Annotated in this window: 11 protein-coding genes and 1 pseudogene; 4 read left to right on the plus strand and 8 right to left on the minus strand. The window is 66.6% G+C overall.

Annotated features, from left to right (window positions below):
- Window positions 1-35 precede the first annotated feature (35 nt).
- From AC07M7_RS08770 to AC07M7_RS08790, 5 genes and pseudogenes are all read right to left on the minus strand, one after another.
- On the minus strand, window positions 36-800 hold the full coding sequence (locus tag AC07M7_RS08770; protein WP_495207173.1) for a Slam-dependent surface lipoprotein: 765 nt from the start codon (window positions 798-800) through the stop codon (window positions 36-38).
- A 54-nt stretch (window positions 801-854) separates the two neighbouring features.
- Window positions 855-3,977 carry a TonB-dependent receptor gene (locus tag AC07M7_RS08775; RefSeq protein ID WP_495207174.1) on the minus strand — a complete coding sequence of 1,041 codons (3,123 nt, stop codon included), beginning with the start codon at window positions 3,975-3,977 and terminating at the stop codon, window positions 855-857.
- Window positions 3,978-4,159: 182 nt separating this feature from the next.
- A pseudogene (locus AC07M7_RS08780) lies at window positions 4,160-5,115 on the minus strand (FecR family protein).
- Between the two features lie 82 nt (window positions 5,116-5,197).
- A complete protein-coding gene (locus tag AC07M7_RS08785; RefSeq protein WP_006370408.1) occupies window positions 5,198-5,701 on the minus strand; it encodes an RNA polymerase sigma factor in 504 nt (167 codons plus the stop codon).
- Between the two features lie 199 nt (window positions 5,702-5,900).
- Window positions 5,901-6,827 carry a LysR family transcriptional regulator gene (locus AC07M7_RS08790; RefSeq protein ID WP_426353392.1) on the minus strand — a complete coding sequence of 309 codons (927 nt, stop codon included), beginning with the start codon at window positions 6,825-6,827 and terminating at the stop codon, window positions 5,901-5,903.
- Between the two features lie 150 nt (window positions 6,828-6,977).
- Between AC07M7_RS08790 and AC07M7_RS08795 the strand changes: the two genes are divergently transcribed.
- The 4 genes from AC07M7_RS08795 to AC07M7_RS08810 all read left to right on the plus strand — a co-directional run bounded on the left by AC07M7_RS08795 (window position 6,978) and on the right by AC07M7_RS08810 (window position 9,781).
- Window positions 6,978-7,844 carry a pirin family protein gene (locus AC07M7_RS08795; RefSeq protein ID WP_495207175.1) on the plus strand — a complete coding sequence of 289 codons (867 nt, stop codon included), beginning with the start codon at window positions 6,978-6,980 and terminating at the stop codon, window positions 7,842-7,844.
- A gap of 71 nt (window positions 7,845-7,915) precedes the next feature.
- The gene (locus AC07M7_RS08800; protein ID WP_495207176.1) at window positions 7,916-8,596 is read left to right on the plus strand and encodes a hydrolase; all 681 of its coding nucleotides are present in this window, start codon (window positions 7,916-7,918) and stop codon (window positions 8,594-8,596) included.
- A gap of 60 nt (window positions 8,597-8,656) precedes the next feature.
- Entirely contained in the window at window positions 8,657-9,298 is a 642-nt protein-coding gene (locus AC07M7_RS08805; RefSeq protein WP_253077743.1) for a hydrolase, read from the plus strand.
- Window positions 9,299-9,382: 84 nt separating this feature from the next.
- The gene (locus AC07M7_RS08810; RefSeq protein ID WP_495207177.1) at window positions 9,383-9,781 is read left to right on the plus strand and encodes an OsmC family protein; all 399 of its coding nucleotides are present in this window, start codon (window positions 9,383-9,385) and stop codon (window positions 9,779-9,781) included.
- Window positions 9,782-9,875: 94 nt separating this feature from the next.
- Here the strand turns inward: AC07M7_RS08810 and AC07M7_RS08815 are convergent, their stop codons facing one another.
- The 3 genes from AC07M7_RS08815 to AC07M7_RS08825 all read right to left on the minus strand — a co-directional run bounded on the left by AC07M7_RS08815 (window position 9,876) and on the right by AC07M7_RS08825 (window position 12,759).
- Window positions 9,876-10,205 carry a hypothetical protein gene (locus AC07M7_RS08815; RefSeq protein WP_094000714.1) on the minus strand — a complete coding sequence of 110 codons (330 nt, stop codon included), beginning with the start codon at window positions 10,203-10,205 and terminating at the stop codon, window positions 9,876-9,878.
- 97 nt (window positions 10,206-10,302) lie between these two features.
- Window positions 10,303-12,051: a putative porin gene (locus AC07M7_RS08820; RefSeq protein WP_495207178.1), complete on the minus strand. Its 1,749-nt coding sequence runs from the start codon at window positions 12,049-12,051 to the stop codon at window positions 10,303-10,305.
- A gap of 42 nt (window positions 12,052-12,093) precedes the next feature.
- Complete coding sequence (locus tag AC07M7_RS08825; RefSeq protein WP_495207179.1) at window positions 12,094-12,759, minus strand: TonB family protein; 666 nt, start codon at window positions 12,757-12,759, stop codon at window positions 12,094-12,096.
- Window positions 12,760-12,797 lie beyond the last annotated feature (38 nt).

Below are 12,797 nucleotides of genomic sequence, written 5' to 3' on the forward strand. Positions count from 1 at the left end.
CTTGCCCCTGCCCTGCCCCGTCAGGGGCGTGGCAATCAGTTCTTGCTGCCGCCGAAGGCGGTGTCGTACTGGCTGTTGCCACTGAAGGTGACGATACCGGCCAGGGCGGCCGCGTTGGCGCCGAAGAACTGGCCCTGGGTGGTGCCAGCAACGCTGCCGTTGGCAGTGGCCGAACCGGCGAACGACGCATTGGCGCTGTTGATGTTGGCGTTGACGTTGATCGCCAGGCCGCCACCGGTCAGGCCGCCGAGCAGCTTGCCGCTGCCGAAGTCCGCACGGAAGGTGCCCGACAGCAGGTTGCTGCCGTTGAACTTGTTCAGGCCCGCAACGCTGTAGGTGGCCACACCGGCCGGAAGCGTGGTGCCGGCACGGTCACCGACGAAGTAGACCTGGCGGTTGTTGAAGCCACCAGCGGCGCCATCCTTGGACCACTCGCCGAACCACACATCGCCGCTGCCAACCTTGACGAAGTTGAAGTGGCCCATGCCGGCATGGCTGCCCGGTGCGCCGGTGATCGGCATGGCCAGCGTGCGCACAGCGGTGCCATTGACGGTGGTGGTGCCCGAGTACAGGCTCAGGCCCTGGAAATCGACCGGCTTGGCGTTGGAGACGGTGCCGACGCCGATACCGGCCTTGCCTGCCTTGTGCGGGCCACCGTTGACCTGCGATTCGCCGACGGCGACGTACAGCTCGGCGTCGGTCACCGGGCTGGCCGCACCGACGATGTCAGCGGCATGCGCGGCGCCGGCCAGGGCAAAGGTGGCAGCAACGGCGAGAACCGAACGGGAGATCATCTTCATGGTATTGCTCCTTGGGTTGTGGGAACTACGGGTACAACGCTTGAAAGCGGGAGGTCAGAAGCGCGCGGTGAAGCCGAGCTTGAGGGTGCGGCCCGGCGCCGGCAGCGTGGAGCGCGTGGCCGGGTCGACGTAGTAGCGATTGCCGAGGTTGCTGCCCACCAGCTCGACACTGGCGTGCTCGTTGAAACGCCAGCGCGCGTATGCATCGACGGTGGTGATGTTGCCCCAGGTGAACGGCACGTTCTGCCACAGCAGGCTGCTGCCACCGGCCAGCAACCGGTCGCGATAGGCCTGTAGATCGGGGTTTTCGTGGCGCTGGTAGTGCACGATGCGGCTGCCCAGTTCCAACCGTTCATCGAACAGGCGCGTACCGAGCGACAGGTTCACCGACAACTTCGGAATCGCCTGGGTCAGCAGGTAGCCACTGACGAAACCGTCCTGCACGCAGTTCGGCACCAGGCCACGGTTGGCATCCAGCAGCACTGCCGTGCTTTCGTCGCACACCTCGTTTTCCAGCGTGCGCGAAATACCCAGGTCGGTGAAGAAGCGCCGGTTGTCGAAGCGTGCCTGCAGCTCGATGCCGCGGATGGTCTGCTTGTCGATATTGTCGAACAGGAAGTAGGCGTCGCGCTCGATCACGTTGCGGGTCTTGTGCACGTAATAGGCCAGCTTGACGTCGGCATCGGCCATGTTGCCGAACAGGCCCGACAGGTCGTGCACGTAGCCCAGCTCGTAGTTGTAGGCATGCTCGGGCTTGAGCGTGTACAGCGGGTTGAGGCTGCTGGAGAAAGCGATGGTGCTTTCGAACATGCTGGGGAAGCGCACTGCTTCGCTGTAGCGCAGGTAGACGCGCGCGGCCTTGGACAGGTTCACGGTGGCCGAGAAAGTAGGCAACCACGCGTGATCGCGGCGGCGGTCATTGCGCCCGTCCACCGGCCGCGACTGCATGGTGTTGCCGATATTGCAGACCAGGTCGCTGCCGGGGTAGATCGGCAGCACGCCGGGTATGACCGCCACCTGGCCGTTGAGACAGGGGTTGGTCGCACGGGCATAGTTGCCGTTGCCATCGGGCAACCACGGAAGCCGATGTTCCACCGCCTGCGGCGTCTCGTAGTACGCCAGCAGACCATGCAGTGCATCGTCAACCACCGAACCCATGCCGATGCTCTCCCAGAACTCGCGTTCGGCCTCCAGTGCATCGATCTGCGCTTGCAGGCTGGCCGGCCGCTCGGGCAGCTCATTCGTCCGGTAGGTCGCCTCCTTGCTGCCCACGCCCTTGGTCAGCAGCTCCGGATGCGCCTGCAGGAAATCATCGAAGGCCCAGTAGCGGCTGTAGCGCACGCCGGCGTTGAAAGCAAGGAAGTCGACCGGACGCCATTCCAGATTGAGGTAGCCCTCGCCTTCCTGGCGACGGCCAGCGCGCGGGTACATGCGCCAGCCATCGGACGGGCCGAAATACGGGTCACGCGAACCCAGCTTCTCGTACTGCCAGTTGCCGCCCACGGTCAGGTCCAGCGTGGAATGCAGGGCGAAGCGGTTGCTCAGGGTCAGGCCGGTTCGGTCGTTGCTCGCATTCGCCAGCGCGGTGTTGCGCAGGATCGGGCTGGCCCCGGCATTCCAGTCCGGATTGCCGGGAGCGAAGTTCGGGAAGCCGCCTGCGGTGTAGGTATCGCTGTCCGTCTCAGTGCGCCACAGGTTGGCGTAGAGGTCCAGCCAGCGGCTGCCGGCCGGCTGGAAGCGGTACTCCAGGTTCCAGGCATCGGACGCAACCCGACTTAGCGGCCACTGGATTCGTCCGTAGTCCGGCGCGGACAGTATCCGCGACGGCATGATCTCGCCATAGTGCGACAGCGTGCGCCGCCAGGTGGCCTTCAGCTGCTGCTCGTCATTGATCTGCCAAGTTCCCTTGACCAGCCACGACTCCTGTTCGCTGGAGGTGTTGGGCACCTCATCGCCGGGCTTGAAATAGCGCGCCAGCGTGGTGATGTAGTCGATGCCCTGGTACTCGTACTGCTCGCGCCGGTCCTGGTCGTAGTAGGCGCTGCCGTTGCTCCCGGAGAAGTAGTTGCCGCGCTTGCGCCAGGCGTAGGCGGCCATCAGGTCGACGTTGTCGCCACGCACGCCCAGCGCCAGGCGCCAGGCCTGGTCCTCGCCATCGAAGGGGTTGTTGCCACTGCGCGACTTCACCGGCACCACCAAGGTGCGGTCGTCGTAGGGCGAGTTCGGCGAGCCCTGCGGGAAGCCCGTTACGGTTCGGTAGTCCTCGCCGGTGTGCAGGCGAGGCAGGCGTGGCGCCACCGCATTGCTGCTGCCTTCGATCTTCAGCTCCCCGCCGAAGCGTTCGCCGGCAGCAACAATGTCGTCAACGTCGATGGTCTTGATCACCAGCGCGCCACCGATCCCGCTGTGCACATCGCGCACCAGCCCTGGCCCCTTGATGACCTGGATGCCACCGATCAGGTTGGGATCGATGTAGTTGCGGTTGCTGACGCCGTTGTAGCCGCGCCAGACCGTAAGCGCCTGTTCGCCACCGTCGATGCTGACCGGCACCCGCCCCGGCCCCTGGATGCCACGGATGTTGACGTCCAGCGCACCGCTGTTGCGGGCGTCTCCACTGAACACACCGACCAGATCCTTGACCACGTCGGCCGGATTGGAACCGCGATAGCGCTCCACCCGGTCTCGCCCCGAATACGCCGTGGTCAGGTCCAGCGCGAACACATCATCGTAGCCGCGCCGATCGCGGGCCTCGCCCCCTTCCGACTGCAGGCGACCGGCCACGTCCAGTGTTTCGGTCACCCGTACCCCTTCCCCCTCACCCGCCTCCGCTGCGGCACGCAGGCTCCAGGTGCCGTCCATGCCGCGCTGCGCACGTACGCCGCTCCCGCGCAGCAGTTGCTGCAGGGCCTGCATCTGGCTGTACTCGCCCTGCACCGCACTGGAGCGTCGGCCCTCCACCAGGTCACTGCGGAACACCACCTGCACATCGGCCTGGCGGCCAAAGGCACGCACGGCGTCGGCCAGGGGTTGTTCCGGAATGGTGTACTGGCGCAACGGCGCGACGACCGCCGGTTGCGCCTGCACGACCGGGACCCAGGCCAGCGGCAGCAATGCAGTAGAGATGGCCAGAGCCAGGACGGTGGCGCGGCGATGACAGGCAGATGCCGTGGACGGCATGGACAGGAACTCCTCAAGCGTGGCTGGACCACGGGCACATCCGGTGCCGGTGGTGTGTCTGGCTTGAGAAGAAACGGTGTTTCGCTCTGGCTATACCTCTATAGACAGCCGCGTGTGGCGACTGCCCACGGTTTTTTCATGTTTTTTTCATGCCGCGTATTCCGCCATGAACCGGCTGCACCTCACCACAGCACCAACGCGCCACCGGGCAAGCGCTGCACGCGCAGTCCCGCCTGTGTGGCCACGGCATCAATAGCGGCCTCCGGCTGCTGCAGGTGGAACAGGCCACTGACCCGCACGTTCGCGCCCTGCCCGCCCAGCACCCATACCGGTGCACGCCGATAGCGCGCCAGATCGGCGATGGCCTGCGCGGCCGGCAGATTGTCGATCGCGACCTCACCACGCCGCCACGGCGCCATGGCCTCGGCATCTTCCAGCCGCACCGGCTGCAGCCAGCGGCCGTCACGGAACGTCCGCGACTGCCCCGCATGCAGGCGCTGTACGCTGCCATCGCCCGGACGCACGTCGACCGCACCTCGCTGACCTGGGTGGTGACCGTGGTGTCCTGCATCGACACGCTGAAGGCGGTGCCGATATCACGGACCCGGCCGCCCCCGGCCTCGACCTGGAACGGACGAGCCTCGTGCGCCACCTGGAACCAGGCCTGCCCGCGCAGCAGGCGCAGGCGACGCTGCTGGCCGTCGAACTCGAGCGCCAGCGCGGTGCCCGCATCGAGCACAGCGGTGCTGCCGTCTTCCAGCTGCACCACGCGTGGCGCATCGCCACTACGCAGGTCACTGCGTGCCAGCAGCAGCGCGTGCGGCGCAGCGGCAACCATCAGCACCACTGCGGCTGCACTGGCCAGCAGCCAAGGCAGGCGGCGACGCGGTGCGATCGGCCGCAACCCCTGGCGGTCGGCGGTCAGTTCAGGCAGCGCCGCCAGCACTTCGGGCCCGGCGGCATCCAACCCCTGCCAGAAGGCTTGCTGCTGGCGCCAGGCCAGCGCATGGCGGGGGTCGGCCTGCAGCCAGCGCTGCAGAATTCGTTGCTGGCGTTCCGGCAGCGGGCCTGCACTGCACCGGATCACCCAGCGCAACGCCTGCCTGGCCTGACGCGGCGAGGGTTCGGACGTGGTCATGGTTGTGGCCTGCCGCACCGCGAACGGGTGCGCTTTCCTGTTGTGACAACGGCGGGCGCGATCTGCCCACGGCAATCGCCGGTCATCGGCGCGTTCCCTGTTGATGCTGCTGGATCAGCAGCGCCGCGCGCAGCACATGCTTGCCGACCAGGCTCTTGGAAATGCCGAGCCGAGTGGCGATTTCCCGCTCGCTCAGGCCCAGGTAGCGGTTGAGCACGAAGCACTCGCGTACCTGCGCCGGCAGCGCGAGGATGGTCTGGGTGATCTCGCGCAGTTGTGCCTGGTCCAACGCCTGCGCCTCGCCATCGTGGCCGGCCTCGGCCATGTCGGCGGCGTACTCGGCCATCGCGCGCCGCTCGCGGGCGTCGGCCTGGCTGCGGTTGAGCGCATGGTGATAGGCCATCCGGTACAGATAGCCACGCGGCTCCAGGATCGGTGGATCACCGGGCACGCTGCTGGCCTTCAGGTACAGGTTCTGCAGGGTGTCCTCGGTACTGGCCGGGTCGAGATAGCGCGCGATGAAGCGAGACAACGCACGGCGCTCGCGGATCAACAGCTCGACCAGCGCCAGGGCATTGGGAGACATAGGTGCCAAGGCCGGACCGGGGAATGATGGGCGTGATGGCGACGGTCCGGACGTGGATTGTGGGCCGCGCGGCCGCAGGCGGCAAGCAAAGCCTTTTAGAGCCGAGCCCTCGCTCGGCTGCCCTTGGCGCAGATGCAGCCGAGCATGGGCCCGGCTCTACAGGAGAGCCACGCCATGCGTGCATGCGTGGATGAAGGGCCTACGGTTCGTCCAGCGCCTCGAAGCGTTCGGCGAGGTAATCGATCAACGCTCGCACCGCCGGCAACAAGCCACGTCGCGACGGAAACACCGCGTGCACGATGCCGTGCTTCGGCACCCACTCCGTCAACACCGGCACCAGCGCGCCACTGTCCAGCTCATCGGTGATCATCATCCGCGGCAGCATCAGCAACCCGACCCCGGCCACCGCCGCCGCACGCAGCGCGATCATGTCATCGCTGACCAGGCGCGGGCGATGGTGCACGCTGGCCAGCACATCGTCGGGCCCGGTGTACTCCCAGACGTGCTGCTGGCTGGCCGAAGCGAGGTCCACCGTCGGCATCACCGCAAGATCGGCCGGCACCTGCGGTGTGCCCAACTGTTCCAGCAGTGTCGGGCTGGCGCTGGTACACCAGACCCGGCGTGCCAGCACGCGCACCACCAGGTCGCTGTCCTCCAGCGGCGGCGGCCGCACCCTTATCGCCACATCCACGCCCTCGCCCACCACATCCACGCGGCGATTGGTGGCATCCAACTGCACCGTCACCTGCGGATACAGGGCGAGGAAGTCAGCCAGCATCACGCCGATGCGCGCATGCAGGATCGCGATCGGGCACGCCAGGCGGATGGTGCCGCGCGGCTCAGCGCGTGACATCGCGATGGCTTCTTCTGCGGCCTCGGCCTCGACCAGCATCGCCTTGCAGTGGCGGTAGTAGTCCTGGCCGACTTCGGTGACTGAAAAGCGCCGGGTCGAACGCTGGATCAGCCGCACGCCCAACCGTTCCTCCAGCAGCGCGATGCGACGGCTCAGTTTCGACTTCGGCATCGCCAGCGCCCGACCGGCCTGCGAGAAGCCGCCGTGCTCGACCACCATGGCGAAGTAGAACAGGTCGTTGAGGTCACAACGGCGGATGTCTGCGATGAACACGGGGCGATCTCCTGCGGCCCACGGCCTGCCGCCATTGTTCACCAGATAGGACTATGACGGCAAATATTGGCGTCTACCGGCCCAATTGTCGCGGCGATATCGTCTTCGCAACGAAGAACAGCCGCCGGCAGCCCCGGCCAGGAGATCGCCATGAAGCGTGTCACCGGTACCTACAGCGCCCCCCGCCCGCACTGGGTGGGCGACGGATTCCCCGCCCGCTCGATGTTTTCCTACAACACCCACGGCCAGCACCTGAGCCCGTTCCTGCTGCTGGACTATGCCGGCCCCTACAACTTCGCCCCCAGCGATACCCCGCGTGGCGTCGGCCAGCATCCGCATCGCGGTTTCGAGACCGTCACCATCGTCTATGAGGGCGAGGTCGCCCACCGCGACTCGACTGGAGCCGGCGGCACCATCGGCCCGGGCGACGTGCAGTGGATGACCGCCGCTTCGGGCATCCTCCACGAGGAGTTCCACACGCCGGAATTCAGCAAGCGCGGCGGCACTCTGGACATGGTCCAGCTGTGGGTGAACCTGCCGGCCCGAGACAAGATGGGCGCACCGGGCTACCAGACCCTGCTCGATGCGCAGATCCCTTCGGTGGAGCTGCCCGATGGCGCCGGCCGCGTCCGTGTCATTGCCGGCCGATTCGACGGCCACGCCGGCCCGGCCCGTACCCACACGCCGATGGATGTCTGGGACATCCGCCTGCAGCAGGGCCACCACGCCGAACTGCCGGTGGCCGATGGCCGCACGCTGGCGCTGGTGGTGCTGAAGGGCACGGTCCGGATCAACGGCGGCCAGCCGGTCGGCGAAGCACAGCTGGTCACCTTCGACCGCAGCGGCGAGGACGTGTTCGTCGACGCCGACAGCAACGCCACCCTGCTGCTGCTCAGCGGCGAGCCGATCGACGAGCCGGTGGTGGGCTACGGCCCGTTCGTGATGAACAGCCAGGCCGAGATCGCGCAGGCGGTCAATGACTTCAACAGCGGCCGATTCGGCCAGATCGCGCACTGAGCGCTTCCGCGCGGCGGGCGATGACCCGCCGCGCCAACGGGCCATCGCCCACCTTCTCCAGGAGACTGACCATGAGTACCCCCGCCAACTTCAACGGTGCCCGCCCGGTGATCGATCCGGACAACGCCGCGATGCTGCTGATCGACCACCAGAGCGGCCTGTTCCAGACCATCGGTGACATGCCGTTCACCAGCGTGCGCGCCCACGCCACTGCGCTGGCGAAGATGGCCACGCTGGCCAGGATCCCGGTGATCACCACCGCCTCGGTTCCACAAGGCCCGAACGGCCCGCTGATCCCCGAGATCCACGAGGCCGCCCCGCATGCCCAGTATGTGGCGCGTAAGGGTGAGATCAATGCCTGGGACAACCCGGAGTTCGTTGCTGCGGTGAAGGCCACCGGCCGCAGGCAGCTGATCATCGCCGGCACCATCACCAGCGTGTGCATGGCCTTCCCGTCCATCGCCGCCGTTGCCGATGGCTACCAGGTGTTCGCGGTGATCGATGCCTCGGGCACCTATTCGAAGATGGCCGAAGAGATCACCCTGGCCCGCGTGGTGCAGGCCGGCGTGGTGCCGATGGACACCGCCGCGGTGGCCTCGGAGATCCAGCGCAGCTGGAACCGCGATGATGCCCAGCAGTGGGCCGAGGTCTACACGAAGATCTTCCCGAACTACCAGCTGCTGATCGAGAGCTACATGAAGGCGCAGGACGTGCAGAAAAACCACGAGCAGCTGGATTCGCAGCGCAGCTGAGCTGCCCCCCCCCCCGGGGTGCCGGCCAGCCGCCGGCCCCCTCCCAACCGGAGACCCACCATGTCCAGTGAACCGATCCGCGACCCGGCCAGCGACCACCTGCTGACCCCGCAGAATTCCGCCTTCATCATCATCGACTACCAGCCGGTGCAGGTGAACTCCATCGCCTCGATGGACCGCCAGCTGCTGGTCAACAACATCGTCGGCACCGCCAAGGCCGCGGTGGCCTACGGGCTGCCGATCGTGCATTCGACGGTCAACGTCAAGACCGGCCTGAACAAGCCGCCGATTGCGCAGCTGCGCAAGGTGCTGGGTGACCACCCTACCTACGACCGCACCACCATCAATTCCTGGGAGGACGTCGAGTTCCGCAAGGCGGTGGAAGCCACCGGCCGCCGCAAGCTGATCATGACCGCGCTGTGGACCGAGGCCTGCCTGACTTTTCCGGCCCTGGATGCGTTGAAGGAAGGCTACGAGGTGTATGTGGTGGTCGACGCGGTGGGTGGCACTTCGCTGGCGGCACACGACGCCGCGCTGCGCCGCATCGAACAGGCCGGTGGCCAGTTGATCAGCGTGCCACAGCTGTTCTGCGAGCTGCAGCGCGACTGGGCGCGTTCGGAAACGGTGCCGGCCTTCATGAACCTCTTCATTGAAACCGGTGGTACGGCGGGCATCCAGTTCTCGTACGATCGCACCGAGTGATTCCGTGGCGGCGTTGGTCCTGGCTGGCGCCGCCGGTGGGAGCAGTCGAGCATGGCTCGACGCTACAGACAAATGGAGAACGTGATGGCCTACGCAAGTATTGTTTCAACCGGCGGCAACTACCTGCACCACATCAGCAATGGCAGCTTCGATGTAGATGCTGACGAGCCGGCATCGCTGGGCGGTCAGAGCAAGGGCTTTGCGCCGTTCGATCTGTACCTGGCCTCGCTGGCGGCCTGCACTGCCATCACCCTGCGCATGTATGCACAACGCAAGGGCTGGGAACTGGGCGAGTTTCATGCCGAGCTGCGCTCTGAACGTGACGAGGATGGGCGCTTCCACGTACACCGCGTGCTGCACGCCAGCGCTGAGCTGAGCGATGCACAGTGGCAGCGTCTGCTGGAGGTGGTGGAAAAGACCCCGGTAACCCTGGTGATGCGCGAAGGTGCACGCATCACCAGTGAGCGCGGAGGCGCAGCGTAACCCTATCCACGCGTGGCGTGGATGTACTGTAGAGCCACGCCCATGCTCAGCTCCTGGGCTGAAAGCCGCGCATGAGCCCGGCTCTACAGAAGGCTCAGCGCCGTGAATGCAGCACGGTGCGCTGGCGCATCGCGTTGAATTCCTGTTCCACCTGCTGGATGTCCTCGACCTGGAAACCGGCCGCGTCCAGCAGCTGGTCGGCGGCGGCGGCCGCCAGCGGATCATCGTCACGCTGGCGCCAGCAGCGCGCCGGCAGGAAATAGCCCACTTCACTGCGCCCGCGCATGATCACCACCGGCCGGCCCGCATACAGGAGGAACTCGGCCAGGTGCTGGCGCAGGCCCTCCACTGAAACATAGGCCGGTCCAACACCCAGCATCTGGCTGGACGGTTCGGGACTTTCGAACAGCTTGCGACGGCTCATCCACTTCTCCTTTTGAACAACGCGTGGTCTCCTTTCCTTAGACGGGCGCATCGCTGCGCCCCCGCCACGTACTACGTGATCCGCATCACGCCGCCACTCAGAAGCCGGTGTTGAACTCCAGCTGGAACACGTCGATCGACAGCGGCGCACCGGACACTTCCTTGGCCGCCATCCACTTGCCGCTGATCCAGCTGCGCGCATCCAGCGCATAGGCGCCGCCCACGTAGTAGCCGCGGGCATTTGTGCCGCCCAGGTGGAAGTTCGGATCGTTGTAGGCGTCGGGCAGCGCGTCGGCCTCGATATGCTTATAGCCCAGCAGCGCCTGCCATTGGCCCTTCTCCTTCAGGTCGGTGGCACCGAAGGTGGCCTGCACCATCCATGCGGTGTCACCGCTGCGGAAGGTATCGATGCCGACAGTGTCGCCGGCGCCGTAGTTGTTGACGATGCCGTTCTGGGCGCGACTGAACATGGCCTGCTTGTCGTAGGCGAGGTTGCGGATGTAATCGCCATCCAGGCGCAGACCGATGCCCTGCGCCAGCTGTGTATCCCAGCGCAGGTTCAACGCTGCCAGGCGGAACGCCGAGGCCAGGCCGACATACTGCGGAGTGGGCGTATTGGCCGGATCCAACGGATAGAGCGCGACGTCGCGGATCAGCATCAGGGTGTTGCCCTTCTGCATGAAGGCCGGGCGCGACCAGTCAGTGTCGCAGCCATCGATGCCCGAGAACAGCGCGCACAGCGAAGACAGGCGGCCGCTGATGTTCTTGAAATCGTAGTAGGCCAGTGCCGCGCGCACCGTGTTGTCATCGTTGAAGCGCCAGTTCACACCTACCTGCGCGGCGGACAGCCACTTGTTCTCGTTCGGGGTCTTGACCAGACTCTGGCTGGGCGAACTGTCGGAGGTGTACTCCAGCGGGACCACCGCCAGGGTGCCAAACAGGTCGAGGTCACCGCCGTTGAAGTCGTACTTCAGGTTGGCGGCCAGTCCGTCGAAATTCAGGTCGTTGGAGAACAGGGTGTCGCTGCTCCAGAACGGGTTGCCGAAGCGCCCACCGCGTACCGTCACCCAGTCGGCCGGGCTGTAGGCCAGCCAGGCCTGGTCCAGCCACACGTCCTTCTTGCCAAGGCCGCCGCCCAGCTGCTCCGTGGTCGACACCGGGCCGTTGCTGCTGCCGCTGGCCAGGCGCACGCCGGCCGTGGTGTGCTGACCGATGGTCGCTTCGATGCCCAGGCGGGCACGGATCCGCCACAAGTTACGGCGGTCCTGGCGGGTGTTCAGCAGCGGCGGGATCTGACGCGGATTGGTGTTCCGGTTGGTATCGAAGCCGTTGCCGGAGTTGATCGACGACCAGTTGCTCACGATGTCGCTGTTGCGCTCGGAGTAGAAGCGCGACTCGCTGCGTACGCGCATGTCACCGGTGACCTTGATGCGCTTGGTCCATTCGGCCACTTCGTTGGGTGCCGCCCAGCCTTCCGCCTTGGCCTGCGCCATCACGTCCTGGCGTACCTCGTCACGAATGCCGTCGCGTACGCTCTGCGGCACGTAGGGCACGCGCACGTCGCCGGCTTCCAGGGCCACGCCGCCACTGGCGACCGTGCTGCCGCTGGCTGCGGTGCGTTGTGCGGCCGCCGCTTCGGCTTCGGCCTGCACCAACAGCGCCTGGCCGTCTTCGGGCTTCAGTGCACCACTGGCGATCAGGCCCTTGATCAGCTTGACCATGGTGGTTTCGGCGGCCATCGCACCGGCCGGTGCGGCCAGGCTGAGCAGCACGGCGCAGCACAGCAGCGCCCGTCGGGCCGGCCGCGGGCGGCGGGAGTCGGTTCGTGCGCGGACGTGGTCGTTCATCACGGTTCTCATCGAAAGAAGGGGAATCATGGAAGTCGGGAATCAGGCCCCAGGCCGGCGGCCCTGGATCAGGACGCGGGCGGGGAAATCGAGTGACGGCGGCGGTGCCTGGTCGACCTTGCCGATGCGTCGCAGCGCGTCGAGCACGGCCGCATCGGCCTCCTCGTTACCACTGCCACGCACCAGCTCGACCTTCTCCAGTCGACCGTCCGTTGCCAGCCACACGTTCACCTGCAGCTGGAACGCCAGGCGCTTGACCTTGTCGTCGCGCGAGATCGCCTGCTGCATCAGGTAGCCCAGGTAGCGCCCATAGGTGGCATTGCCGGCGCCGCCACGGCCGACGCCGGACGAACCTCCGCCACTGCCGGACTGAATGCCGAAGTTGTCACCGCCAGCCTGCGCATCTGCATTCATCGTCACCGGATCGGCGTTGTCCGGGGTCGGCGTCGGCTCTTCGGCGGGCGTCGGCTGATCCAGCGGCTCCGGCTCGGGCATCGTTTCTTCCGGCGGCGTTTCCGGCTCTGGCGGCTCTTCCGGCGGCGGGGGTGGCGGCGGAGGCGGCGGTGGCAGTGCCAGCATCGGCGGCTGCACCACCGGCCGACGGGTGCTGGCGGTGTCCTTGAACAGCAGCCACCACACCGCGGTGCCGAGCACCAGCAAGGCGGCCAGCACCAGCGCGACGGTCACCAGCAACTGGCGACCGCGCATGCCGGGCTCCGGCCGAGGGGGTTGATGGGCCGTCATGC

This window comes from Stenotrophomonas sp. GW821-FHT09E08 (genome assembly GCF_059416125.1).